This is a genomic window from Nocardia arthritidis (assembly GCF_011801145.1).
GTDB classification, from domain to species: domain Bacteria; phylum Actinomycetota; class Actinomycetes; order Mycobacteriales; family Mycobacteriaceae; genus Nocardia; species Nocardia arthritidis_A.
In genome coordinates, this window is the sequence record NZ_CP046172.1 from 8,255,726 (window position 1) to 8,281,175 (window position 25,450).

At 67.5% G+C, this 25,450-nt stretch carries 27 protein-coding genes; 10 read left to right on the forward strand and 17 right to left on the reverse strand.

Annotated elements, in window-relative coordinates:
• Window positions 1-5: 5 nt before the first annotated feature.
• Window positions 6-527: a hypothetical protein gene (locus F5544_RS37295; RefSeq protein WP_167477513.1), complete on the forward strand. Its 522-nt coding sequence runs from the start codon at window positions 6-8 to the stop codon at window positions 525-527.
• A gap of 45 nt (window positions 528-572) precedes the next feature.
• Here the strand turns inward: F5544_RS37295 and hpf are convergent, their stop codons facing one another.
• From hpf to cofD, 15 genes are all read right to left on the reverse strand, one after another.
• Entirely contained in the window at window positions 573-1,247 is a 675-nt protein-coding gene (gene hpf, locus F5544_RS37300; RefSeq protein WP_167479740.1) for a ribosome hibernation-promoting factor, HPF/YfiA family, read from the reverse strand.
• 241 nt (window positions 1,248-1,488) lie between these two features.
• Window positions 1,489-2,133 (reverse strand): ComF family protein, encoded by a 645-nt coding sequence (locus tag F5544_RS37305; protein WP_167477514.1) that lies wholly within the window; start codon window positions 2,131-2,133, stop codon window positions 1,489-1,491.
• Window positions 2,134-2,189: 56 nt separating this feature from the next.
• On the reverse strand, window positions 2,190-3,998 hold the full coding sequence (lpqB, locus tag F5544_RS37310) for an MtrAB system accessory lipoprotein LpqB (protein ID WP_167477515.1): 1,809 nt from the start codon (window positions 3,996-3,998) through the stop codon (window positions 2,190-2,192).
• Window positions 3,998-5,893, reverse strand: a complete 1,896-nt coding sequence (gene mtrB, locus F5544_RS37315) for an MtrAB system histidine kinase MtrB (RefSeq protein WP_275106993.1) — start codon at window positions 5,891-5,893, stop codon at window positions 3,998-4,000. The genes lpqB and mtrB overlap by 1 nt, the downstream gene beginning before the upstream one ends.
• Window positions 5,890-6,567 carry an MtrAB system response regulator MtrA gene (gene mtrA, locus F5544_RS37320; protein ID WP_011211146.1) on the reverse strand — a complete coding sequence of 226 codons (678 nt, stop codon included), beginning with the start codon at window positions 6,565-6,567 and terminating at the stop codon, window positions 5,890-5,892. The genes mtrB and mtrA overlap by 4 nt, the downstream gene beginning before the upstream one ends.
• A gap of 78 nt (window positions 6,568-6,645) precedes the next feature.
• Window positions 6,646-7,293 (reverse strand): dTMP kinase, encoded by a 648-nt coding sequence (locus tag F5544_RS37325; protein ID WP_167477516.1) that lies wholly within the window; start codon window positions 7,291-7,293, stop codon window positions 6,646-6,648.
• 106 nt (window positions 7,294-7,399) lie between these two features.
• A complete protein-coding gene (ahcY, locus tag F5544_RS37330; RefSeq protein WP_167477517.1) occupies window positions 7,400-8,884 on the reverse strand; it encodes an adenosylhomocysteinase in 1,485 nt (494 codons plus the stop codon).
• Window positions 8,885-9,041: 157 nt separating this feature from the next.
• The gene (locus F5544_RS37335) at window positions 9,042-10,136 is read right to left on the reverse strand and encodes an alkane 1-monooxygenase (protein ID WP_238846862.1); all 1,095 of its coding nucleotides are present in this window, start codon (window positions 10,134-10,136) and stop codon (window positions 9,042-9,044) included.
• Between the two features lie 253 nt (window positions 10,137-10,389).
• Window positions 10,390-11,013, reverse strand: a complete 624-nt coding sequence (locus F5544_RS37340; RefSeq protein WP_167477518.1) for a TetR/AcrR family transcriptional regulator — start codon at window positions 11,011-11,013, stop codon at window positions 10,390-10,392.
• Between the two features lie 51 nt (window positions 11,014-11,064).
• Window positions 11,065-11,247 carry a rubredoxin gene (locus tag F5544_RS37345; protein ID WP_167477519.1) on the reverse strand — a complete coding sequence of 61 codons (183 nt, stop codon included), beginning with the start codon at window positions 11,245-11,247 and terminating at the stop codon, window positions 11,065-11,067.
• Complete coding sequence (locus F5544_RS37350; RefSeq protein ID WP_167477520.1) at window positions 11,244-11,417, reverse strand: rubredoxin; 174 nt, start codon at window positions 11,415-11,417, stop codon at window positions 11,244-11,246. Before F5544_RS37350 ends, F5544_RS37345 begins: the two co-directional genes overlap by 4 nt.
• Window positions 11,414-12,652: an alkane 1-monooxygenase gene (locus tag F5544_RS37355; RefSeq protein WP_167477521.1), complete on the reverse strand. Its 1,239-nt coding sequence runs from the start codon at window positions 12,650-12,652 to the stop codon at window positions 11,414-11,416. Before F5544_RS37355 ends, F5544_RS37350 begins: the two co-directional genes overlap by 4 nt.
• Before the next feature lie 118 nt (window positions 12,653-12,770).
• The gene (locus tag F5544_RS37360) at window positions 12,771-13,292 is read right to left on the reverse strand and encodes an NUDIX hydrolase (RefSeq protein WP_167477522.1); all 522 of its coding nucleotides are present in this window, start codon (window positions 13,290-13,292) and stop codon (window positions 12,771-12,773) included.
• Window positions 13,289-14,635, reverse strand: a complete 1,347-nt coding sequence (locus F5544_RS37365) for a coenzyme F420-0:L-glutamate ligase (protein WP_167477523.1) — start codon at window positions 14,633-14,635, stop codon at window positions 13,289-13,291. The genes F5544_RS37360 and F5544_RS37365 overlap by 4 nt, the downstream gene beginning before the upstream one ends.
• Window positions 14,632-15,627 carry a 2-phospho-L-lactate transferase gene (cofD, locus tag F5544_RS37370; protein WP_225724951.1) on the reverse strand — a complete coding sequence of 332 codons (996 nt, stop codon included), beginning with the start codon at window positions 15,625-15,627 and terminating at the stop codon, window positions 14,632-14,634. The genes F5544_RS37365 and cofD overlap by 4 nt, the downstream gene beginning before the upstream one ends.
• A gap of 489 nt (window positions 15,628-16,116) precedes the next feature.
• On the opposite strand from cofD, the gene F5544_RS37375 reads away from it, so the two are divergent.
• The 7 genes from F5544_RS37375 to F5544_RS37405 all read left to right on the forward strand — a co-directional run bounded on the left by F5544_RS37375 (window position 16,117) and on the right by F5544_RS37405 (window position 22,563).
• Entirely contained in the window at window positions 16,117-16,350 is a 234-nt protein-coding gene (locus tag F5544_RS37375; protein WP_041561325.1) for a WhiB family transcriptional regulator, read from the forward strand.
• 70 nt (window positions 16,351-16,420) lie between these two features.
• Complete coding sequence (locus tag F5544_RS37380) at window positions 16,421-16,900, forward strand: metallopeptidase family protein (protein WP_167477524.1); 480 nt, start codon at window positions 16,421-16,423, stop codon at window positions 16,898-16,900.
• A gap of 102 nt (window positions 16,901-17,002) precedes the next feature.
• Window positions 17,003-17,389, forward strand: coding sequence for a DUF3499 domain-containing protein (locus tag F5544_RS37385; RefSeq protein ID WP_167479744.1), 387 nt, complete (start codon window positions 17,003-17,005; stop codon window positions 17,387-17,389).
• 205 nt (window positions 17,390-17,594) lie between these two features.
• Complete coding sequence (locus F5544_RS37390; protein ID WP_167477525.1) at window positions 17,595-18,971, forward strand: phosphomannomutase/phosphoglucomutase; 1,377 nt, start codon at window positions 17,595-17,597, stop codon at window positions 18,969-18,971.
• 184 nt (window positions 18,972-19,155) lie between these two features.
• Complete coding sequence (locus F5544_RS37395) at window positions 19,156-20,358, forward strand: tobH protein (protein ID WP_167477526.1); 1,203 nt, start codon at window positions 19,156-19,158, stop codon at window positions 20,356-20,358.
• The gene (manA, locus tag F5544_RS37400; RefSeq protein WP_167477527.1) at window positions 20,358-21,578 is read left to right on the forward strand and encodes a mannose-6-phosphate isomerase, class I; all 1,221 of its coding nucleotides are present in this window, start codon (window positions 20,358-20,360) and stop codon (window positions 21,576-21,578) included. The genes F5544_RS37395 and manA overlap by 1 nt, the downstream gene beginning before the upstream one ends.
• A gap of 70 nt (window positions 21,579-21,648) precedes the next feature.
• The gene (locus F5544_RS37405; protein ID WP_167477528.1) at window positions 21,649-22,563 is read left to right on the forward strand and encodes a cation diffusion facilitator family transporter; all 915 of its coding nucleotides are present in this window, start codon (window positions 21,649-21,651) and stop codon (window positions 22,561-22,563) included.
• Here F5544_RS37405 and F5544_RS37410 read toward each other — a convergent pair.
• On the reverse strand, window positions 22,548-24,011 hold the full coding sequence (locus tag F5544_RS37410) for a phytoene desaturase family protein (RefSeq protein ID WP_167477529.1): 1,464 nt from the start codon (window positions 24,009-24,011) through the stop codon (window positions 22,548-22,550). The two genes, F5544_RS37405 and F5544_RS37410, sit on opposite strands and share 16 nt — an antisense overlap.
• Window positions 24,012-24,021: 10 nt before the next feature.
• Window positions 24,022-24,600 (reverse strand): TetR/AcrR family transcriptional regulator, encoded by a 579-nt coding sequence (locus F5544_RS37415; protein WP_167477530.1) that lies wholly within the window; start codon window positions 24,598-24,600, stop codon window positions 24,022-24,024.
• Window positions 24,601-24,702: 102 nt separating this feature from the next.
• On the opposite strand from F5544_RS37415, the gene F5544_RS37420 reads away from it, so the two are divergent.
• On the forward strand, window positions 24,703-25,098 hold the full coding sequence (locus F5544_RS37420) for a DUF4267 domain-containing protein (RefSeq protein ID WP_167477531.1): 396 nt from the start codon (window positions 24,703-24,705) through the stop codon (window positions 25,096-25,098).
• Between the two features lie 136 nt (window positions 25,099-25,234).
• Window positions 25,235-25,450, forward strand: a complete 216-nt coding sequence (locus tag F5544_RS37425; RefSeq protein ID WP_167477532.1) for a DUF4287 domain-containing protein — start codon at window positions 25,235-25,237, stop codon at window positions 25,448-25,450.

Below are 25,450 nucleotides of genomic sequence, written 5' to 3' on the forward strand. Positions count from 1 at the left end.
GTCGCATGGTCGGTATCGAACAACGGTTCCAGGAGCTATCCAAAACCGTATCGATTCCTCAACCCTGGGATCTGACCGGCTACGTCGAGGCGGTCGCCGCATACCGCGGACGGCCGATCAGCCTGCATCCGATCGGGGCCGGCGTGCTGTCCGGCAGCGGCTGCGGCACCGGCAGCGGCCTGTGGATCGCCAAGCGTGACTGCGACGTCATCGTCTACGGCGCCGACACCACCCGGTGGCATGCCGAACACATCGTGGTGCACGAACTCGGCCACATGCTGCTCGGGCACGGCGCGGAACCGGAACCCCCGAAACCCCTACCGGAACAGACGCTGGCCGCCGTCGCCGAACTGCTGCCGTCGATCTCGCTGGAATCGATCGCACATGTGCTCGGCCGCACCGATTACGGCACCGCCCGCGAACGCGACGCGGAGACCTTCGCCGATCTGGTAATGCTCCAGGCAATGCGCCCACCGCGGCGAAACTCGTTGCTACACAAGACATTTTTCCGCGATGGGCGGCTGTGAAATCTGATCCCGGCCGGTGCGTGACCGGCCGGGGAAACGCCTGACCTATGCGAGCCGGATGAGGCCGTAGTCGAAGGCGTGGCGACGGTAGACGACCGACGGTCGGTCGGTCTCCCGGTCTTGGAAGAGGAAGAAGTCGTGGCCGACGAGCTCCATCTGGTAGAGGGCGTCGTCGACGGACATCGGGGTCGCGGAATGAACCTTGGTGCGCACGATATGTCCGGGACCCGCGTACTCGGCGGGTTGCGCCGACTCGGCGCGGTGGCCGTCGTGCTCATGCGCGGACCCGTTGGCCAGCGCGAACAGTGAGTCGTCTATCAGGTCTGCGGTGGCCTCGGCGACGGAGACCGGGGTCTTCTCGCCGTAGTGCACCCGGCGCCGATCCTTGGTCCTGCGCAGTCGGCTCTCCAGCTTCGCCGTCACCGACTCGAGTGCGGCGTAGAAACTGTCGGCGCAGGCCTCGGCCCGGACGATCGGGCCCTTACCGCGCGCGGTGATCTCGACGCGCTGGCAGCTCTTGCGCTGCCGCCGGTTGCGCTCGTGGAACAGCTCGACATCGAAGAGGAAGATCGACGGATCGAAGCGTTCGAGTCGGGAGAGCTTCTCCGCGACATAGATTCGGAAATGGTCGGGAACCTCGACGTTGCGTCCTTTCACTACAACGTCGGCGCGCGGCTCGCGCGTCTGGCCCGCGGGTTGGTCCAGCTCACCCATTTGCATGGGATTGGTGCTGAGCATCGAGGGCGTTACATCTGCCATGGGTCGTGATGACGTCGTCACGCGTACCTCCCGGATATGGCCGCACATACCGATTCACGTGCGGCGGGATTTGCCGTGCCGATCGACGATTCGCTCGGCACAAGTTGTCCGAGGCGCCACCTCCAAACTTCCGTTCGGTGTGTGATCGCGACGCTAGTACGACATTGGGCGGTCCGCCAGTGTTCACGCAAATTTCCCGGAGTCAAGCGCCGCACGTCACCAGAACGGCACATGGGCGCAGCCCTACCCGCGCCAGCGCGCGGATCGATTCGCATGCCGTCGCACCGGTGGTCAGCACGTCGTCTACCAGCACGACCTCGGTGTTTTCGGTGAACGACGCAGCCTTGTCGTACCTGCGCGGGACCATAATTCGCCCGCGTAGATTGTGTTGTCGCTCACCGGCCGTCAAGCCCACCGAATCACGCACACCCCACCACACCCGCAACATCGGTACCACTTGGCTATCAGGCAGCCATCCCGCGGCCACCTGCGCGGCACGGACCACCGGATCGCCGCCGCGGCGCCGTGCCGCCGCCCGCCGGCTGGGCGCCGGAATCAGCACCAGCGGGCGGTCTTTCGCCCGCAACCGGGCCAGCGCCAGGGCCAACGCCAGGCCGAGCGGCTCGGCCAGATCGCGGCGGCCCTGCTCCTTGGCGGCGAGCACCGCGCGGCGGGCCGGGCCCGAGTACGGGCCGAGCGCCCAGCACGGCACCCCGGGATCGGTGCGCGGATGAATCCGCCGCGGCACCGCGGCCAGCGTGGCCGCGCAGTCGGCGCACCAGCCGACGCCGGCGGTCCCGCAGCCGCCGCAGGCCGCGGGCAGGATCAGATCCAGCAGCGTGCGCATCGGCAGATTCTGCGGCAGCGGCGCGGGCCGTTCCGCGCGTCCCTACCCGGCGTGTTTCAGCCCGGCAGCACCGGAACCGCGTTGGCGCCCAGGTTCGGCAGCTCGCGCCAGTAGGCGTCGCCGACATCCGGCGCGGAGGCCAGCTCCAGAACCGCGCGGGCATCCGCGGCGTATTCGTGGTCGCCCGAGCCGTCGACGAGCCGCACCGGCGGCGTCAGATTTCGCGCGGTCTGCGGGACCAGCTGTGAGCCATCGATCGAAACGGTCGAGACCGGATCGACATTGCCCTCCCTGGCGATGGCGATGGTGTCGGGGGTGAGCCAACTCAGCGAGACCGCGCGGGTGCTGAGCGTCACCCCGATCGGCAGCGGCGAGGTCAGCGCGTATGTCCCGTCCGGATGACGTTCGATCACCGCGACGTACACCTTGCCGTCGGCGACGAGCGCGGCGCGCACTCCGGTACGGGACACCCGTAGCTCCGTAATCGGTAGGCGCAGTGAAGAATTCGCGTTTGTGAGCGCGGAGATGTCGACATCCTGCCGCGATACGGTGCCGGTGGCGCGATCGTTGACCACCCGGATCACCCGCTCGCCGTCCACCACCACCCAGGCGGCGGTGCCGTCGGAATTCCAGGACGGCCTGCTGATCGAGCCGCCCTCGACGACCGGGAACGCGCTGCCGCCATAGCTGCCGATCATCAACGTCTGCGCCGGATCCGGCGCGGGCCGTCCGGTGGCCGCGACCGCGGCGACCAGCTGACCGTCCGGGGACAGCGCCACCGACTGCAGGTTGTTCACCGCGCCGAAGTATCCGGGCGTCGGGGTGATGCTGCCGTTCGGCTCGACCTGCACCAGCCCGCCGCCGCGCAGGGCGTGCAGGCCGATCTTGTTCTGCGCGCCGGTCGCCGGGCTGAACGCCTCGACGTCGGCGACGGTGTAACCGTTCGCCGCGTACCGCTCGTCGAGCGGCTTCCCGTCGACCGAGATCTGGTAGGGCCCGAGAATGCCGGCACCCGAGAGGGTCAGCACCACCTGCGCTGCCAACAGCTCCCGATCGTGCGGGGCCAGTCCGGCGGCGCCGGAGAAGTCGATATGCACGCCGCCGAGCCCGATGCCGACATCCTCCGCATCACCGTTGGCCTTGGTGATCGGACCGTGGATGGCCACCGGCGCGGCCAGCTCGTTGCGCAGCACCGGGGTCAGCGCGGGCTGGGTTCCCGCGTTCAGCAGGGCGAGCAGCCGCTGGGTCAGCTGGCCGTTCGGCACGGCGATCCAGCGCAGATCCGGTACCAGGGTGGTGCCGGTCGGATCGACGAAATACAGCACGTAGCGGCGGTAGAACTTGGCGAAGGCCGTCGAGTCCATGACCACGCCGTCGGGCGGATCGTCGATGCGCCATTCGCCGTCGACCTTGGTCATCTCGATCTTCTTCTCGAACGGATCGCTGACCGCCCGGTACGCGCCGTCGGCGGACAGCTCGCCGACGGTGCGCGCCCGGATCACATAGGTCGCCTTGTCGCCGGTGCGGGATTCGCGCAGCGTGTCCGGCTTCTCCACGATCACCGTGCTAGACGTGTCGTCCCAGTGCGTCGACGCCTCGGGCGTCATGAACTGCCTGGCGATGAGATGCTTGTTCGCCGGATCGGCACTGGCCACCAGGAAGTCGCGCAGCAGCAGATCCGGATCGCGGCCCTGCAGCGGCGGCGGCGGGCCGTCCGAGGTGGGCTGGCGGTTGATGGTGCCGAGCGCCTGCGGCGCGGTCGATTCCGGCAGGTTGGCGCATCCGCTCAGCGCCAGCAGCGCCAACAGCGCCGCGCCGAGCGCGTACACCCGGCGCCGACGCGGATATCGGTGACGCACCCTCATCACTGTACGTCCCGGCCTTCGGCGGATACGGCGTCACCGCTGGGCGCGGGCGCCGCCCCGTTTCCGCTCGGCCGGGCATCGGTTCCGGCGGGCCGTTCCGCCGCGCCGATCGAATTCGACTCGGCCCCATTAGAATTCGATGCACCGCCCGATGAATTCGCCCCTGTGCCATCGGGATCCACGACAGGGCCATCGGAATCCACGACAGGCCGCTCGGCAGGCGAATCCGGTTCCGCCGCAAAGGAATCCGTACTCTCGCCGTCCTCGACCGCACGCAACGGCGCGGCCTTGCGCGGCGGCGGCTCCAGCGAGAGCGGGCTCGCGCCGAGCTTCTTGCCGCGCACCAGCGGCAGCGTCAGCCGGAAGCTGGCGCCGACGCCGACCTCGCCCCACGCCTCCAACCTGCCCTCGTGCAGATTCGCGTCCTCGACGCTGATCGAAAGTCCCAAACCCGTTCCGCCGGAACGCCGCATCCGCGACGGATCGGACCGCCAGAACCGGTTGAAGACCAGCTTCTCCTCCCCCGGCCGCAGACCGACACCCTGATCGCGCACCACCACCGAGACCGCGTTGGCATCCAGATCGCCGCGCATCCGGATCAGCACCGGTTTGCCCTCGCTGTGATCGATGGCGTTGGCGAGCAGATTGCGCAGCACCCGCTCCACCCGGCGCGGATCCACCTCCGCCACCAGCGGATCGTCCGGCAGGTCGATGATCACCTCGGTGCCGGCATCCTTGGCCAGGTGCCGCACCGTGGAAATCGCGGCCCGCGCGCACATTCGCACATCGAGCGATTCCACCTGCAGTTCGGCGACGCCCGCGTCGTGGCGGCTGATCTCCAGCAGATCGTTGAGCAGACCCTCGAACCGGTCCAGCTCGTTGACGAGCAGTTCGGCGCTGCGGGCCAGCGCCGGATCGAGTTCGTCGCTGCTGCCGTGGATCAGATCCGCGGCCATGCGCACCGTGGTGAGCGGGGTGCGCAGCTCATGGCTGACGTCGGAGGTGAAGCGGCGCTGCAGATTTCCGAATTCCTCCAGCTGGCCGATCTGGTTGGACAGACTCTCGGCCATTTCGTTGAAGGCCTGCGCCAGCCGCGCCATATCGTCCTCGCCGCGCACCAGCATGCGTTCCTTGAGCCTGCCGTCGGCGAAGCGGCCCGCGATCCTGGCCGCCGACCGGATCGGCAGCACCACCTGCCTGGTGACCAGCGCGGTGATCGCCGCCAGCAGGATCAGCAGCACCGCACCACCGACGAACATGGTGCTGCGCATCAGCTGCAGGCTGCTCTCCTCACTGGCGAGCGGGAAGATCAAATAGATTTCCAGCGTCGGGATTTCGGCGCTGGGACTGCCGATGATCAGCGCCCTGCCGTGATATCCGTCCGGATCGTTGACCGTGGCGAACTGATAACTCACCTGGTTGCGCAGGACGAATCGGCGCAGTTCGTCGGGCACCTCCTGAATCGGCCCCGACGACATCTGCTGCTGCGGGGTGCCGCCGACGATGCTCAGCGCGGAATCGAAAGTGCCTGCGGCACCGGTGGATTGGCCGGTGCCGCCGCGGTTCGACAGCGCGTTGCGTGCGTCCGCGAGCCGCGACTGCTGGGTGCCGATATCGCGCACACCGGCCAGCTGGCTCTGCACGGTATTGCGGGCGCGGTCCATCTCCTCCACGGCCGCGTTGATCTTCGCGTCCAGCAGTCGATCGGTGATCTGGCTGGTGAGCACGACGCCGAGAATCGTGATGACGATCAGCGACAGGGTGACCGTCGAAACGATCACGCGCAGTTGCAGCGACCGACGCCACAGGTGGCCGAGGGCGATACCGACCGACTGGAACCAGGCCACCACCGGTGCCAGCGATCGTTCGAGCTTCCGGTACAGCTCACCGATCACGGGGGTCCGGCCTTGTAGCCGACTCCCCGGACGGTCAGCACGATCTCCGGGTTCTCGGGATCCTTCTCGACCTTCGCGCGTAGCCGCTGCACATGCACGTTGACCAACCGGGTATCGGCGGCGTGCCGGTAACCCCAGACCTGCTCCAGCAGGACTTCACGGGTGAACACCTGACGCGGCTTGCGCGCCAGCGCCACCAGCAGATCGAATTCCAAGGGGGTCAACGAGATCTGCTGTCCGCCGCGGGTCACCTTGTGCGCGGGCACGTCGATGACGATATCGGCGATCGAGAGCAGTTCGGCCGGTTCCTCCTCGGTGCGGCGCAGGCGGGCCCGCACTCGGGCGACGAGCTCCTTCGGTTTGAACGGTTTGACGATGTAATCGTCGGCACCGGACTCCAGACCGAGCACGACGTCGACGGTGTCCGTCTTCGCCGTGAGCATCACGATCGGGACCCCGGAATCGGCCCGCAACACACGGCATACATCGATGCCGTTCATGCCGGGCAGCATCAGGTCCAGCAACACCAGATCGGGGCGGATCTCGCGAACCGCCGCCAGCGCCTGCGTGCCGTCGCCGACCACATGCGGGTCGAACCCTTCCCCGCGCAAGACGATCGTGAGCATCTCAGCGAGCGCCATATCGTCGTCGACGACCAGAATCTTCGGCTTCATAAGTACTATGTTGTCATCTCTCCGGCTCGGATCGGGCCGCCACGCCTACAGTCGTGACCCATCGGCGCACATCCAACCCTATCGGGCAATGATTTCGGTGAGCCGCGCAGCAAACGTTGCCGTATCGTCACCGGGCGTATGCACGGACCAGGGTCCGTACCAGTTCATCTCGGCCAATTCACAATAAACGGCGGCGGTGCGCTGTTGTAGTGCACCATCGCGTTCGTATGCGTCCAGTGCGCGGTCACAATCGAGTTCACCGCGCCTGCGCGCGCGTTCGGCGGCCACCTCGGTCGGCACGTCGAGCAGCACCTGTAGCGCGGGCACCGGCAATTCGAAGCGTTCGAATTCCAATTCGCCCACCCAGCGGACGATTTCGCCGCCGGCGGATTGGCCGAGCCGGGCCGCGTTGTATGCCGCGTTCGAGGCCACATATCGGTCCAAGATCACGATGTCGTTGTCCGCCAACAACTTCAGCAGCTCATCGCGGGCGCCGTACCGATCCAGCGCGAACAGCAAACCCATCCCGTTGACCGAATCGGCCAGATCGCCGTGCGCACCGCGCAGCGCCTCCGCCGCCAGATCCGCGTGCACCGAATGCCCGTACCGCGGAAACGCGAGCGTCTCCACCTTCGCGCCCCCGGCCCGCAGCCCATCGACGACGCCGTCGATCAACGTCCGCTTCCCCGCGCCGTCCAGCCCCTCGACCGCAACCAACGCACCCATGAGCAGCGACCTTACCTGGTCAGCGCCCGACACGACGCCCCGGCATGGAGTAAGAACACGAAGGCCGCCGGGACCTTTCGGTGCCGGCGGCCTTCGCGGGACTGGATCAGTAGCGGTAGTGGTCGGGCTTGTACGGGCCCTCGATATCTACGCCGATGTATTCGGCCTGGTCCTTGGTGAGTTTGGTGAGTTCACCGCCGAGGGCCTGGACGTGGATGCGGGCCACCTTTTCGTCGAGGTGCTTGGGGAGACGGTAGACCTCGTTGTCGTATTCCTCGGGCTTGGTCCACAGTTCGATCTGCGCGATCACCTGGTTGGAGAAGCTGTTCGACATGACGAAGGACGGGTGGCCGGTCGCGTTGCCGAGGTTGAGCAGACGGCCCTCGGACAGCACGATGATCGACTTGCCGGACTCCTTGAACGTCCACAGGTCCACCTGCGGCTTGATATTCAATTTCGTTGCGCCCGAACGCTCCAGCGCCGCCATATCGATCTCGTTGTCGAAGTGGCCGATATTGCCGAGGATGGCCTGGTCCTTCATCGCCTTCATGTGATCGAGGGTGATGATGTCCTTGTTGCCGGTGGCCGTGATGACGATATCGGCCTCGCCGATGGCCTTGTCGGCGGTGACGACGTCGAAGCCGTCCATCAGCGCCTGCAGTGCGTTGATCGGGTCGATCTCGGTGACCTGCACCCGGGCGCCTTGTCCCGCAAGGGATTCCGCGCAGCCCTTGCCGACATCGCCGTAGCCGCAGATCAGAATCTTCTTGCCGCCGATGAGCACATCGGTGCCGCGGTTGATGCCGTCGATGAGCGAATGCCGGGTGCCGTACTTGTTGTCGAACTTGGACTTGGTGACCGAGTCGTTGACGTTGATCGCCGGGAACACCAGCTCACCCGCCGCCGCGAACTGGTACAGCCGCAGCACACCGGTGGTGGTCTCCTCGGTGACGCCGCGGACAGATTCGGCGATCTTGCCCCACTTGGTCTTATCGGTCTCGAACCGCTCGCGCAGCAGGTTCAGGAACACCTTGTACTCGGCGGAGTGGTCGTCGTCCTCCGGCGGCACCACGCCGGCCTTCTCGAACTGGGCGCCGCGCAGCACCAGCATGGTGGCGTCGCCGCCGTCGTCGAGGATCATATTGGCGGGTTCACCGGGCCAGGTGAGCATCTGCTCGGCGGCCCACCAGTACTCCTCCAGGGTCTCGCCCTTCCAGGCGAAGACCGAAACGCCCTGCGGCTCGTCGACGGTGCCGTGCGGTCCGACGACGACCGCGGCGGCCGCGTGGTCCTGGGTGGAGAAGATGTTGCAGGAGGCCCAGCGCACCTGAGCGCCAAGGGCCACAAGGGTTTCGATCAGCACCGCGGTCTGCACGGTCATATGCAGCGAGCCGGAGATGCGCGCACCCTTCAGCGGCAGCACCTCGGCGTATTCGCGGCGCAGCGCCATCAAACCGGGCATTTCGTGCTCGGCGAGGCGAATCTCCTTGCGGCCGAACTCGGCCAGCGACAGGTCGGCCACCTTGAAATCGATGCCGTTGCGGACATCGGCGGTGAGGGTGGTACGTGCGGGAAGTTCTGAGGTCGTCATCTGCCTCTTTCAGCCTCTCCTGAATGTGTCGGTACCGAGGCAAGGCTAGCCGCCTGAATACCTCGGGAGCCGAAGTGGCCATACCGGCTGCGCTCCGGCCTGCGCAGGCTTACCGACGGACCCGTCCGGCTGCGCAAGTTGTGCGATCGTGCAACCGTCAGACGGTTGCTCCGTACGCGGCAAGGATACGTCGGCGCTTGCGCGGTTGGATATTCGCCAGGGTGACATCGCCGCCGTAGTGTGCGAGCACCCGATGATCCATCACGGCCCGCCACAGCGGCGGCAGCGCCGCGAACAGGATCATGCTCGCGTATCCGGCGGGCAGCTGCGGCGCCACCTGTGAGCTGCGCAGAGTCTGGTACCGGCGGCCCGGATTGGCGTGGTGATCGCTGTGCCGCTGCAGGTGGAACAGGAAGATATTGGTGACCAGCCGGTCGCTGTTCCAGCTGTCCCGCGCCGAGCAGCGCTCCCAGTGTCCGTTGGGCCGCTTGGCCCGCAGCAGGCCGTAGTGCTCGACGTAGTTCACCGTCTCCAGCAGACCGATGCCGATGACCGCCTGCAGCAGCAGCCACGGCAGCGCGCGCCAGCCGAAGACGGCGACCAGCCCGCCGAACAGCACCAGCGTCATCGACCACGCCTGCAGGATGTGGTTGTGCACGCTCCACCAGCCGTGGCCCTTGCGGGCGAGGCGGTCGCGTTCCAGCGGTAAGGCCGAGCGGAAACCGCCGATCACGCTGCGCGGCAAGAACTCCCACAGCGATTCACCCAACCGCGCACTCGCTGGATCGTCCGGCGTGGCCACCCGCACATGGTGACCGCGATTGTGCTCGACGAAGAAATGACCGTAACCCGACTGCGCCAGCGCGATTTTCGCCAGCCAACGCTCCAAATGCTCTACCCGATGGCCCAATTCGTGCGCGGCGTTGATCCCGATACCGCTGACGAAACCCAGCGTCGCCGCCAGACCCAGCTTGTCGACGAAGCTCAACTCCTCGCCCGCCCACATGGCGGCGGCGATGATCAGACCGATCAGCTGCACCGGCAGGAACAGATAAGTGCACCACCGGTAATACCGGTCATTCGACAGCAACTCGTAGTCCTCGTCGCGCGGGTTGCTGCCGTCCTCGCCGACCACCCAGTCGAGGACCGGGATGGCGATCAGCACGATGATCGGCCCGATCCACCAGAACACCGGCGCCCCGGTGTGCAGGACGAGCTGGGACGGGAGTAGCGCGGAGGCGGGAGCGATCAATCCGAGAACCCACAGGTGACGCTTCGGGTCAGGTGAACCCGCCGGTTTGCCAACCGTTTGCACGTATGCCCGCCTAAATATGTACCTTTTCTCCGTCGCATGACAATACTTGCAGACTTTACGTCCGTTACAGGCCCCGGGCACGACTAAACGTGGGATCAATTACATCCCGTCCAGTCGGTTTTTAAGGGTGCCCTAATGTGGCGCAGGTCACCGCATACGCGCCGCTACCGATATTTGGAATATCGCCGCTTCAGCGGCTCGCCTCCCGGGCGGCCAAGATCGCCTCGACATAGGGACTCAGCAACGCGCTCAGCTCGGCGGGCGCGTTGCGGCCCGGGGCGGGCGGCGTCGGGATGTAGCTCAGCGCGATGCGGACGAGCGCGTGCGCGATGACATCCGATTCCTCGGCCGTCGCCGCCACCCAACTCTGTTGGAAGGCGACCGACAGCCGCTCGGTCGCCCGGTCGAGCAACGGTCCGGCATCGAGGGTGATCAGCCGTAGCAGATCCAACTTCACCTCGCCGGCCAGCAGCGAGCGCACCAGCGGATCCGCGGCGGCGTCCAGAAAGAAACCGGCCAGCCCCTCCTTGAACGCGGCCCGCGCGTCGCCGACGTTGTTGGCGATCGCCGAATCCACGTGATCGACCAGATCGTCGGCGAGGCGTAGCGCGTAGGCCTGCGCCAGGCCCGCGCGAGAACCGAATTCGTTGTACAGCGTCTGCCTGCTGACCCCGGCCCTGGCCGCGACATCACCGAGGGTGATCTTGGACCAGTCCCGCTCGGTGAGCAGTTCGCGCATCGCATCCAGCACCGAGGTGCGCAGGAGCTCCCGCGCCGCCTCCTGGTAGGGGATCCGGGTTCCGGTACGCGGCATAGCAGCGACACTGGCACGGGAGGCCGACCTAGTCAAAACGCCCGGCCGACTTCACGAACGCTCGATCTCGACCATGTAGAAGTCGGACTTGGCCGCGCCGCAGTCGGGGCAGCTCCAGTTGTCCGGAATATCCTCCCACCGGGTGCCGGGGGCGATGCCGTCCTCCGGCCAGCCCTTGGCCTCGTCGTATTCGAAGCCGCACTGAACGCATTGGTAGAGCTTGTATTCCGTCACTTCACGATCCCAACTGGTTCGAAATCAACCTTCTCCCGCACCCCGCAGTCCGGACAGCACCAGTCATCCGGTACCGCCGCCCACGCCGTGCCCGCCGGAAACCCCTCGCGCGGTGCGCCTTTCGCCTCGTCGTAGACGTAACCGCAAACAGGGCAACGATATGCGCTCATGATCGAACTCCGGCGTGGCCATAGCGGGCGATCACCTTGTCCCGCTTGGCCGGATCAATATTTGCACGGGTGATGTCACCGCCATAGTGGGCCAGCACGCGCTTGTCCATAACCCGCCGCCACAGCGGCGGGAAGTAGGCGAGCAGGATCATGCTCGCGTAGCCGCTCGGCAGGTTGGGTGCGCCGTCCCAGCTGCGCAGCGTCTGGTAGCGGCGGGTCGGATAGGCGTGATGGTCGCTGTGCCGCTGCAGGTGGTACAGAAAGATATTGGTGACGATGTGGTCGCTGTTCCAGCTGTGCACCGGCGCGGGACGTTCGTAGCGTCCGGATGCGGTGCGTTGGCGGACCAAGCCGTAATGCTCCAGGTAGTTGACCGCCTCCAGCAGGCTGAAGCCGACCACCGCCTGCAGCGCCAGGTAGGGCAGGACCCCGATGCCGAATACCGCGACGAGCGCCGCCCACAGCACCGCCGACATCGCCCACGCGCTCAACACCTCGTTGCGCGGGCTCAGCGGCCGTTTGCCCAGCCGCGCCAATCGGGCCCGCTCCAACCGCCATGCCGAGCGCAGACTGCCGAATACGGTCCGCGGCCAGAAGGCCCAGAACGTCTCGCCCACACGGGAACTCGCCGGATCATCGGGTGTCGCGACGCGCACGTGGTGGCCGCGGTTGTGCTCGATGTAGAAGTGACCGTAGAACGATTGCGCCAGTGCGATTCTCGACAGCCAGCGCTCCAGATCCACCTTCTTGTGGCCCAATTCGTGCGCGGTGTTGATGCCGATGCCGCCGATCATGCCGACGGTGACGGCCAGCCCGATCTTGTCGACCAGATGCAGGCCGCCATCGATGCCGAGCCAGCCGAGGTTCGGCGCGGCGATCAGATAGCAGGCCATGATCAGCGTCGCGTACTGGAACGGCAGGTACAGGTAGGTGAGGTACCTGTAGTACTTGTCGTTCTCCAGATACTCCATCACCTCGTCGGGCGGGTTGTCGCCGTCGGGCCCGAAGCAGATGTCCGCCAACGGAATCAGCAGATACACCAGGATCGGGCCGAGCCAGAACGGCACCTGCGCCGCCCGATGCCAACCGATTTCGTTGAATGCCCACACCAGCGGCAGGCCGATGGTGAACAGGCCGGTCGGGGCGAACAGGCCCCAGAGCCAGAGATAGCGCTTGCGGTCGCGCCAGGCCGGTGCCGTGATTCGCGCGCCGGACCTGTCGGTATCCGTGGACATCGTTGTCTCCATTCCAGCGGCACGTCAGGTGTGACGCGCAGTACTACTGAAATGGACGATAGAGATCGATTTGTCGTATGTCTAGACAAATCAGATCATTTGTAAACCACCCTGGGCGTCAGCCGCGCAGCGGCACCTCCGCATCCTTCGGCAACGCGTCGACCGGCCACCAGCGCAGATCGGTGGATTCGGCGCTGTGCACCGGCTCCGCGCCCTTCGGCGCACGAATTCGGAAGAGCAGATCGAGATGCCGGGTCGGGACGCCGAGCGAGCAGGTGATCGAATGTGCCTGCACCCCATACAGTCCCGGGTCGAGTTCGAGGCCGGGAATGCCCGACTCCTCGATCGCCTCGCGCAGCGCCGCATCGGACACCGTCTCGTCGAATTCCTCGCAGTGGCCGCCGAGTTGGATCCAGAGCCCGACCCGCGGATGCAGCGTCAGCAGCACCTCGCGCTCGTCGTGCGAGAACACCAGCGCCGATGCGGTGATGTGGCCCGGCGCGTACTCGCGCAGGCAGCCGCGCGGGGCCGAATCCAGGAAGGCCAGCAGCGCGACCGTCAGCGCGCGATCGGAATCCGTTGGCGGCTGCCATGTTTCGAGCAGCACGACGGCCGACTTGTGCAGCGATTCAGCACTCACAGCTCGACGAGCCCGAAATCCGGTGCGGGCACGGGCCGCGGTGCGAGCTCCTCCGGCGGATAACCGATCGCGATGGCGCCCAACGGATTCCAGTCCGCCTCCAGGCCGAGCACCGCACGGGTGATCTCCGGCGCGAAGATGGTGGACCCGATCCAGCAGCTGCCGATGCCCTCGGTGGCCAGCGCCACCAGCAGGCCCTGTACGGCCGCACCGACCGCGACGGTGAACATGGTGCGCTCGGCGGCGCGGCGGCGCTCGTCCGGATAGTCGTGCGCGCCGTCGGGCACGCAGAACGGGATGATCATCTCCGGCGCGTCGAACAGGATCCGGCCGCGGGCCACCCGGCGCTCGATGCTGTCCGGCGTGCGGCCGTCGCCGCCGAGGTCGGCGCGCCACTTATCCGCCATCGCCTCCAGCAGCTGCTTGCGCAGCCCGGGTTCGCGCACCCAGACGAACCGCACCGGCCGGGTGTGATGCGGCGCGGGCGCGGTGAGCGCCACCGCCACCGCGGCCCGGATCCGCTCGGGATCCACCGGCGTATCGGCGAATTGGCGAATGGACCGGCGCAGCAGCACCGCCTCGCGCCTGCCCTTGTCGATCGCCTCGGCGGTGCCGAGCCAGAACAGGTCGTCGGTGCCGGTGCGCAGCAGATCGGCCGCGGTGGATCCGTCGTCGGTGACCGGCAGTCCGCGCACCACCGCCACCGGGACGCCGCCGAGCTTGCCCTTCACCAGATCCGCCGCCGCCGCCAGTTCGTCGGCGATGGCCACCTGGGTGACGTGCAGTTCGTTGCCCTGTCCGTCGACGGCGCCGTTGTAGTCGTGCAGCACCCGCAGGCCCGCGGCGCCGATGGCGGCGTCGATCTGGCCGCTGCGCCAGGCCCGGCCCATGGTGTCGGTGATGACCACCGCCACGTTCACCCCGAGCCGCGCGGCGAGGCCCTCGCGCAGCGCCTTGGCGCTGGCGTCGGGATCGGTTGGCAGCAGCACCAATTCGCCCTGTTCGACATTGGAGCCGTCCACCCCCGACGCGGCCTGCACGATGCCGAGCCGGTTCTCGGTGATCAGGGTGCGACCCTTGCGGGCGAGCACCCGCACCGCCTCGCGGGCGACGAGTTCGCGGCGGGCGGCGTCGCGCTCCTCCGGATCGAGTGGGGCGGCCACGATGCGCCCCTCGGCCTTGGCGACGATCTTGCTGGTGACGACCAGGATGTCGCCGTCGGCCAGCCAAGGGGCCTTGTCGGCGAGTTGGGCGACCAGATCGTCGCCGGGCCGGAATTCGGGTAGGCCGACAACCGGAAGGATGCGCAGTTCGGATGCGGCGTGATCGGGCAACGCGGTCATTTCACTCCAGCCAATTCCAATGCCTCGCGGGCCATTTCGGCGGTGGTCTGCGGATCGGTCATGAGCAGCGGCACGCTGCGCACCTCGACGCCGGGCACCTCGGCGGAATCGGTGGTGTGCACCAGCCAACCGTCCAGGATCCCGGTCTCCGAGCGCGCGCCATAGTAGCGGCCGACCGCCTCCGCCGAGGTTTCGACGCCGATCACCGACAGGCATTCATCGGCCATGCCGCGCAACGGTTTTCCGTCGATGACCGGAGACAGCCCGACCACCTTGGCCTCGGTGGTGCGCAACGCGCCGCGAATACCCGGTACCGCAAGTATCGATCCGATGCTCACAACCGGGTTCGACGGGGCGAGCAACACCGCATCGGCGGCCGATATGATCTCTGTCACATTTGGTGCCGGTTTGGCTTGTTCCGCCCCAATTGTGGCGAATCCATGGGTCTCGATGCCCGCGCGGTACCGAACCCACCACTCTTGAAAATGGATCGCTTTACGTTCGCCAGGGTTCTCCGGGTCGGTCACAACGACATGTGTTTCGCATCGGTCATCGGTTGCCGGCACCAGTTTCACGCCGGGCTGCCACCGCTTGCACAGCGCCTCGGTGACCGCCGAGAGCGGATACCCGGCGCGCAGCATTTCGCTGCGGATCAGATGGGTGGCGATATCACGGTCGCCCAAACCGAACCAATCCGGCTGCGCCCGATAGTTGGCCAGCTCCTCTTTGGCGTGCCAGGTTTCGCCGACCCGGCCCCAGCCGCGCTCGGTATCGATCCCGCCACCCAGGGTGTACATGCAGGTATCGAGGTCGGGGCAGATGCGAAGGCCGTGCATCCAGACGTCGTCGCCGACGTTGACGATGGCCGAGATATCGGCCTGCGGAAGCAGTTCCCTGACGCCCTGCAGGAATCGTGCGCCACCCACTCCGCCGACCAGGACGGCGATCCGGGGTCCGCTTGCGGGCGCGGTGCCCGCGTGTTGTCCACTCACATCCGCACAGCCTATGCGGTAGCCGCCGAACCGCGATTCACCCCATATTTGCTGGTCATTTGCCGAATGGCACTTCAAGATCGAACTGGAATGCGGGCGCGGATAGTAACGGAATAGCGTCGGCGGCTTGACCATCGACACGTACGGCGTGTCTAATCACAGTCATGTCATTCCGGGTTCGCGCGAGAGTTCAAGGCGCGGACGGATTTTCGAACAGATGTTCCCATCGGGGTGACGAGCTCGGGGATGTCCGCGGGACTACGTCGCGGGGTAGTGCCGTCGGTGTGCGTGTTGGTCCGACGGAAATAATCATTCTGCGCTAACACACAGTGAGGAGGCGGAGCGATGGCCAATGAGCTGGTCTCGCCGACCGATTCCACCGCAGGCGCAGCACGTGGCGTCTGTGCAGACAACGGCCGGAAGGAACGAGAGGGGGGTAGCGAAGTCTCGGCGCCCCGGCTCAGCCTGGTCGTCACGGGCTTCGACGAGATGTTCGAGTCCATCGAGGAACAGTGGCAGGAACGTGCCCTGTGCGCGCAGACCGATCCGGAGGCGTTCTTCCCCGAGAAGGGCGGCTCGACGCGGGAGGCGAAACGGATCTGCATGGGCTGCGAGGTCCGGGACGAGTGCCTGGAGTACGCACTCGCCCACGATGAGCGCTTCGGCATCTGGGGCGGACTCTCCGAACGGGAGCGCCGCCGCCTCAAGCGCGGTATCAGCTAGACCTTCTCCAAGGCCGGCCCCGCCCCGCCCTGGGAAGCGTGGCCGGGGCGGGCTGGCCTAAGTTCGTAGCATGGCTCGTTCTCGGAAGCGTCGTCCGCCGACCGCACGGTCGGTGATCCGCCGTGGGCGCGGAGTACGCGGGCCGATGTTGCCGCCGACGGTGCCCGCATGGCGCACCCGGGGGCAGAAATTCGACCGGCTGGTGCTCGAGGCATTCGCACCGCTGGACACCCGCTGGCACGACCGGCTCACCAAACTGGACATCGCGGTCGACGATGTGCCGAAAATCCGTCCGCTGCACCCCGATTCGGTCACCTGGCCGGACGAGGTGGTGGCCGACGGACCGGTACCGCTGTCGCGGCTCATCCCGGCCGGGGTGGACCGGCACGGCGCGGCGACCCGCGCCAGGGTCGTACTCTTCCGCAAACCGCTCGAGCTGCGCGCCAGCGATCCGGACGACCTGGTGGACCTGCTACGCGAGGTCCTGGTCCAACAGGTGGCCACCTATCTCGGCGTCGATCCGGACGTCATCGATCCGGAAGCGGAGTAACGGCGTCCGAATTCGGTTGTCCGCCGCGGAATTCACCTCCGCCGAGGCGTGTCCGCTCCCCATCCGACGGTCAGGGGGGTTACTCTCATCGGCGTGATCCCCATGCGTCGTTGCTGCCGACCCGGCTGCAAGAATCCGGCCGTCGCGACGCTCACCTACGTGTACTCGGATTCGACCGCGGTGGTGGGCCCCCTGGCGACCGTCGCGGAACCGCACTCCTGGGATCTGTGCGAAACACACGGTTCCCGGATTACCGCGCCCAAGGGTTGGGAGCTGGTTCGGCACGAGGGCGGATTCTCTTCCAGCACACCGGATGACGACGACCTCACCGCATTGGCGGAGGCGGTGCGCGAGGCCGGGCTGCGGCGCCGCGCGCCGGAGCCGGAACGGCAGCAGCGCGGTTACACCGGCTATCCGCCGCCCGCCCAGCGGGCCCAGCGCACCGGACGCCGCGGACATCTGCGGGTCCTCCCCGACCCGCCCAGCTGACGGAATGTCCGCGCTCGCCATGGAATCGGAACCGCGACAACTGATTTCGTGAGTACATGGGTAACTCGTCGGGTACGCCCAGAACCGACCGAGCAAGAAACCGCCGGACCGGTACGAGAGTCTCGCGGCTCTCACGACCGGCGAAAAGACTCGGGGAGGCGGACAAGAATTCGCCTGAGCGGGCGCGCACACTAGTGTGGTGGCCATGACAGTCGCCCGCTCTGCCGAATTCGTGAACGCGGTGATCAAGGCCTACGACGTTCGTGGCGTGGTCGGAGAACAGATCGACGGTGACTTCGTCGGGGATGTCGGCGCATCGTTCGCGCGGTTGATGCGCGGCGAGGGCGCGACCCGGATCGTCATCGGGCACGATATGCGCGAATCCTCCCCCGGCCTGGCGGCGGCCTTCGCCGAGGGTGTGCGGGCGCAGGGCCTCGACGTGACGCATATCGGACTTTCCTCCACCGACCAGCTGTACTTCGCCTCCGGCCACCTCGCATGCCCGGGCGCCATGTTCACCGCCAGCCACAATCCGGCCCGCTACAACGGCATCAAGCTGTGCCGGGCCAATGCGCTGCCGGTCGGCCAGGACACCGGACTGGCCACCATCAAGGCCGAAATCGTCGACGGCGTACCGGCCTTCGACGGGCCGCAGGGCACGGAGACCACCGTCGACCTGCTGCCCGATTACGCGAAGTTCCTGCACGGGCTGGTCGACCTGACCGGTATCCGGGAACTGACCGTCGCGGTGGACGCGGGCAACGGCATGGGCGGCTACACGGTGCCCGCGGTGCTCGGCACTCTTCCGCGGCTGAAGGTGGTGCCGCTGTACTTCGAACTCGACGGCTCATTCCCCAATCACGAGGCCAATCCGCTGGATCCGAAGAATCTGGTGGATCTGCAGCGGCTGGTGGTCGAATCGGGCGCCGATATCGGCCTGGCCTTCGATGGCGATGCCGACCGGTGCTTCGTGGTGGACGAGAAGGGCGATCCGGTCTCGCCGTCGGCGATCACCGCGCTGGTGGCCGAGCGGGAGCTGGTCAAGGAGCCGGGCGCGACGATCATCCACAATCTGATCACCTCGCGGGCGGTGCCCGAGCTGGTCACCGAGCTGGGCGGCACCCCGGTGCGCACCCGGGTCGGTCATTCGTTCATCAAGCAGGAGATGGCCGCCACCGGTGCGGTATTCGGCGGTGAGCATTCCGCGCACTACTACTTCCGCGATTTCTGGGGCGCCGACTCGGGCATGCTCGCCGCGCTGCATGTGCTGGCCGCGTTGGGCGAGAAGGACCGGCCGATGTCCGAACTCGGCTCCTCGTATGCAACATATGCGAGCTCGGGAGAGATCAACTCCACAGTGGCGGACGCGAAGGAGCGGACGATGGCTGTGCTGAAGAACTACGAGGGCCGTGCCCTCTCGGTCGACCGGCTGGACGGCGTCACCGTGCAGCTGCCCGACGATGCCTGGTTCAATCTGCGTGCCTCGAATACCGAGCCGCTGCTGCGGCTGAACGTGGAAGCTAGGACTTCCGAGGATGTAGACGTACTCGTAACCGAGATTCTGAGCATCGTGCGCTCCTGACTGGAATCATGGAATCACATGCACGGGATTCGACAACCGAGGATGTAGACGGCTGTGCCCGATGCCGAGATTCTGAGCATCGTGCGCTCCTGACTGGAATAGTGGAATCACAGACATTGGATTCGCCCGACCTGGGCTCGGTGTGGACGAAAACACAGCGCGATGAGGGGAGGTGGGACGCCCGATGATCGCTGGAACACCGGTGCTCGACCTGGACGATGCCGCATCACTCCAGGCAGCCGATGCCGGCGGCGCCCTGCGCTCGGCCGCCTCCGGCGGCGCTCAGGTGCGCGCCACCGCGGCGGCCGTCGGTGAGGACGCGCTCGCGCGCCTGAAGGATCTGCGCCCGCGCAGCGTGGTGTTGGTGTCCGGATCGGGCCGGGCCACCCGGGCCGCCGGACTACTCGTCGCCGCGCTCGGCGACCGCGTCGGCCTACCCATCGTGCCCGTCGCCGCGCTGCCGCCGTGGGTCGGTCCGCTCGATGTCGTCCTGGTTTCCGGTGACGACGCGGGCGATCCCCGGCTGATCGACGCGGTGGACCGGGCACTGCGCCGGGGCGCCGAGGTGGTTGTCGCCGCGCCGCACGAGGGCCCGCTGCGCGCGGCGGCGGCAGGCCGGGCGGCGCTGCTGGAGCCGCGAATACAGGTACTCGACCACAATCGGCTGCTGCGCTTCCTCGCCGCGGGCATCGCGGTGCTCGCCGCGGTGGATCCGGGCCGGGCGGGCGCCGCGGTGCCGGATCTGACCGAACTCGCCGACGTGCTGGACGCGGAGGCGCTGCGCGACGGTCCGCAGAACGAGGTGTTCCACAATCCGGCCAAAACGCTCGCCGCGCGCATGCAGCAGCGCGGGATCGTGCTGGCGGGCGACTCCCCCGCCGCGACCCAACTGGCCGAGCACGGCGCCGAGGTGCTGCTCGCCGCGGCGGGCAAGGTCGCGACGGCGGTGAACCTGGCCGAGGCGGTGGCCGCGAACCCGCAAATGACCGAGGCCGCAGGCCAATCCGCGCCCGGCTTCGATCCGCTCTTCCACGACGAACAGCTGGACGGCCCGGCGCCGGTGGAGCGGCTGCGGGTGTTCGTGCTCAGCACCGACCCGGACCAGGTGGCCGCGCGGCGCAGGCTCGCGGTATTCGGCGGCGGTCCCGGACTGGTGGACGCCGATCTGGTGAGCGCCGATGTCGACCTGCTGCACACCGAGTTCACCGATCCCGGCGCGCCCGCACCCACCGAGGAGCCCCGGCCGGCCACGGGGCGCGGCAGCGAATTGGAACAGTTGGCGGTGCTGGCGCTGCGGCTGGAGATGGCCGCGGCCTACCTGCGGCTCATCGGCTCGCGCGGCGCCGCGACCACCGGATCCGGTGACTACGACGGGGGACGCTACTAGTGCACGAACTCGTTGGTGCACTGCGCAATTACGCATGGGGTTCGCGCACCGCGCTCGCGCAATTGTGTGGCAGGCCGGTGCCGTCGGCGCATCCGGAGGCGGAGCTGTGGTTCGGCGCGCATCCGGCCGATCCGGCGCTGGTGCGCATCGGCGGCCGCAAACGGTCGCTGCTGGAGCTGGTCTCGGACGATCCCGAGCGTGAATTGGGTTCCGCCGCACCAGAATTCGGCGGCAAGCTGCCCTTCCTGCTGAAGATACTCGCGGCCGAGGAGCCGCTCTCGCTGCAGGCGCATCCGAGCCTGGCACAGGCGCTGGAGGGCTATCAGCGGGAGAATCGCGCGCGGGTGCCGCTGGATTCGCCGCTGCGCAACTATCGCGACGAGAACCACAAGCCCGAACTGGTTGTCGCACTGGAGCGTTTCGAGGCGCTGGCCGGATTCCGCGAGCCGCGGCGCACCGTCGACCTGCTGCGCGCACTCGACGTGCCGGGGCTCGCGCAGTACGCGGATCTGCTTGCGGAGGCACCGGATTCGTCGGGTCTGCGGACACTGTTCACCACCTGGATCACGCTGCCGCAACCCGCGCTGGCCACGCTGCTGCCCGCGGTGCTCGACGGCTGCGTGCGCTACCTCTCCGGCAAGGGCAGGCGAGCGTTCGGCGCGGAGGCCCGCACGGCGCTGGAATTGGCCGAGGCCTACCCGGGCGATGCGGGTGTGCTCGCCGCGCTGCTGCTGAACCGGGTGACGCTGGAGCCCGGCCAGGGCTTGTATCTCGCGGCCGGGAACCTGCACGCTTACCTGCGCGGGCTCGGCGTGGAGATCATGGCCAACTCCGACAATGTGCTGCGCGGCGGGCTCACCCCGAAGCATGTCGATGTGCCGGAACTGTTGCGGGTGCTGGATTTCGAACCCATCGACGTGCCGTTCGTGCTGCCGGAACCGGCCGGTGACGGTTCGGTGCGCTATCGCACACCCGCGCCGGAATTCGAGCTGCGCCGCTTCGATCTCGCCGCGGGCTCGGGCCAGGTGCCGCTCACCGCGGCCGGACCCGGCATCGTGCTGTGCACCTCCGGCGCCGTGCGACTGCTGCAGAACGGCGCCGAGCTGCTGGTGGAACGCGGTGGCGCGGCGTGGATTTCGGCCGCCGACAGCGATATCCGGGCGCAGGCGGTGGATGGTGCGGCGCAGCTGTTCTGCGCCTGTGTCGGCGCGGGCAACTGACCGCCGTCCGAGTTGTCCTTTTCACTGATTTACGCTGTTCGAGCATATTTCGCGACGGAGAGGACGGTCCATGTCGGCTGGCGGCGGCAAGAAGGCGATTATCGCGGCGCTATCGGCGAATGCCGGGATCGCGGCGGCGAAATTCGTCGGCGCGGCGCTCACCGGCTCCGGATCGATGCTCGCCGAGGCCGTGCACTCGGTGGCCGATACCGCCAATCAGGGCCTGCTGCTGCTCGGCCAGCGCCGCGCCGCGCGCGAGGCCGATGAGCTGCACCCGTTCGGATACGGGCGCAACCGGTACTTCTACTCGTTCATCGTCGCGCTGGTGCTGTTCACCCTCGGATCGATCTACGCGATCTACGAGGGCGTGCACAAGGTGCAACATCCGGAGGAGCTGAGCAATCCCCTTGTGGCCGTTGTGATCCTGGTGATCGCCATCGCGCTGGAGGGTTTCAGCTTCACCACCGCGATGCGGGAATCCGCGCCGTTGAAGGGTTCGGCGAGCTGGTGGCGATTCATCCGCAATTCGCGCAGCCCGGAACTGCCCGTCGTGCTGCTGGAGGACACCGGCGCGCTGATCGGTCTGCTGTTCGCGTTCGCGGGCGTCGGGCTGACCATGCTCACCGGCGACCCGGTGTGGGACGGTATCGGCACGCTGGCCATCGGCGCACTGCTCGGGGTGATCGCACTGGTGCTGATCGTCGAGATGCAGAGCCTGCTGATCGGCGAGGGTGCGACGCCCGATGAGGATCGGGCCATCCGGGCGAATCTGGTCGACGGTACGCGGATCGACCGGGTCATCCATCTGAAGACGCAGTACCTGGGCCCCGAGGAAATCCTCGTGGCGGCAAAGGTTTCCATCGTGCCCGGCCTCGATATCGCCGATATCGCCGCCGCCATCGACGACGCCGAGGCGCGGGTGCGCGCGGCCGTTCCGGCGGCGCGGGTGATGTACCTCGAACCGGATCTCTACCGCACGCGCTGACCGGCGAGCAGGTCGAGCGGATCGGTGCGGATGCCGAAACGCTCGCGTAGGACGTGCCGGGTGGCGTGCAGACCGTTCATACCGTGCACACCCGGCCCCGGCGGCGTCGCCGCGGAGCACAGGTAGACGCCGGGAAGCGGTGTGCCGTAAGGGTTCCACCGAGCGGCGGGACGGAATGGCACCTGGCGCAACGACATCGCGCCCGCGGAGATGTCGCCGCCGATGTAGTTGGCGTTGTGCGCCGGAAGTTCGGCCGCGGTGTAGACGTGCTTCGCCACGATCAGATCGCGGAAACCCGGTGCGAAGCGCTCGATCTGGGCGATGACGGCCTCGCTGACATCGCGGGTGGAGCCGTTGGGCACATGCGTATAGCTGTAGAGGGTGTGCCCGCCCGCCGGGGCGCGCGTCGGGTCGACGACGCCGGGCTGGACAGCGAGCACATAGGGGCGTTCGGCGTGTTGTCCTGCGGCGACGGTCTTTTCGGCGGCCATCGCCTCGGCGCGGGTGCCGACCAGATGCAGGGTGCCGGCCAGCTCGCAGCCCGCCGCCCGCCACGGCACCGGGCCGGACAGCGCGAAATCGACCTTGCACGCCGCACCGCCGTAGCGGAAACGGTTGAGCTGCTTGGCATATCGCTGCGGCAGCCGGTCGCCCGCGAGGCGGAGCAGTTCGGCGGGGGCGGTGTCGAGGACGACGGCGCGGGCGGTGCCGAATTCGTCGAGCGAATCCACCCGGTGGCCGAGGTGCACCTTGCCGCCCAAGCGCTCCAGCTCGCCGATCAGCGCGTCCGGGATGGCCTGGCTGCCGCCGCGCGGGAGCACCCAGCCGCCCACGTGCGCGAGGGTGCCGAGCAGCAGTCCGGCGCCGACGGCGGGCAGCGCCCTCGGCGGCGTGATCGCGTGTGTCGCAATGCCGCTCAGCATCGCGGGGGCGGCGTCGTCACGAAACCTGGTGTTCCACAGCGGCGATCCCTGCTCGAGTAGGCGAAGACCGAAGCGGATCGCGCTGGGTATCGCGCGTGGGATATGCCGCAGATCCCCCATCGCGACATCCACCACCTCGGTCCAGTGCCGGACCAGCGGACCGAACAGCGAACGCCACGCCGGGCCGTCCGGGCCGAGCCCGTCGACGGTGCGGTCGAGATCGCGCCAGGCCAATCCGGCCCGGCCGTCGTCGAGCGGATGCGCGTAGGAGACCTCGGGCGCGAGCAGTTCGACCCCGTGCGCGGTCAGGTCGAAGGCGCGAAAAACCGGTGATGCCAACGCCATTGGATGCGCACCGGCGCAGACATCGTGCCGGTAGCCGGGCAGCGTCAGCTCCGCCGTGCGCGAGCCGCCGCCCGCGGTGGGCTGTGCCTCGAAGACCTCGACCGAGAGACCGGCCTTGGCGAGGATCACCGCCGCGGCGAGTCCATTGGGTCCGGAGCCGACAACCACAACATCAGGCATGTCACCCACGCTACCCGGCGGCCAACCACTCACCGACGACGATCTCGAGCCGCCGATCGCGCAGTTCCGGGCGGAGCCTGCCGCTGCGTTCGAGGGTGGCCAGGCCGTGCAGGGTGCTCCACGCGGTCTCGGCGCGCGCACCGAGTTCGTCGGGGTCGGTGATGTACGGGCGGAACGGATTCTCGATCTCGGCGAAGGCGTCGCGCAGCGGCTGCGGCGCGTCGAGTCCGAAGACGAGGTCGACGTTGAGCACGAACATCGCGTCGTACAGCGCCGGGTTCGCGGCGGCGAAGTCGAGGTAGCCGCGGGCCATGGCGGTGAGCGTCGCCGCATGGGTTTCGGTGCCCGCCTTGGCTTTTCGCAGTTCCCGGGTGAGGTCGACGCAACCCTGTACGGCGACGGCGGCGACGATCGCGGACTTTCCGGCGAAATGGCTGTAGAGCACCGGTTGGCTGTATTCGATGCGTTCGGCCAGCTTTCGCACCGTCACCGCCTCCCAGCCGTCCGCCTCGGCCAGCTCCCGTGCGGCGTCGATGATGCGCTGGTGGCGTTCGGCGCGTTCGCGTTCCTTGCGGGTTTGTGTGCTCACGAAATCATTCTAGCAACGCTAGACAAGCTACCGATGCTTGTTTATCGTTGCTCGCAAGCCTAGCGCTGCTACGTTCAGGATCGACCAGCAAGGAATACCGCCATGACCACCTCCCGCATCGCCACCGGACTCGCCATCGTCGGCGCGGCTTTCATCCTCTACATCGGCATCAGCTATCTGGTCGCCCCGGAATCCACGGCCAGCAGCTTCGGCCTCCCCGCCTGGCCGACCGGCGACGCTGACGGCTTCCTGAACGTCAAGGGCGTGCGAGACACCGTGACCGGAATCCTGGTCATCGCCCTGCTGGTCGCCAAGCAGCGCTTCGCCCTCGGCGTCACGCTGCTCGCCGTCGCCCTCATTCCGGTCGGCGACATGCTGACGGTCCTCGCCCGGCACGGCTCCACCGCGGCCGCCTTCGGCATCCACGGCCTCACCGCGGCACTGGTGGCGTTGACCGGCGTGCTCCTGGTGCGCGAGCGCCGGTCCGTCACCGCTTGAGGATCGCCGACGGACCGACACCCGCACTGGGCGTCCCGCTCATGCGGGTGTGCCGCGAAACACACAGCGGCGTCGGCTAATTTGCGGCTGCCACCGCGTCACTACCACCGAACACACCATCAGCAAGGAGATTTCGATGGCGAACCAGCCGAAAGGCCCCGCATCCTACTTCCCGGCGATCGAGGCCAAGTACGGCAAGACGATCGACGAGTGGAAGTCCCTGATCCGCGAGTCCGGCCTGACCGCGCACAAGGAACTCGTCGAATGGCTGAAGAACACCCACGGATTCGGCCACGGCCACGCCAACGCCATCGTCCAGCACCATCTGCACCCCGAGAAGTGGGCCGCCTGA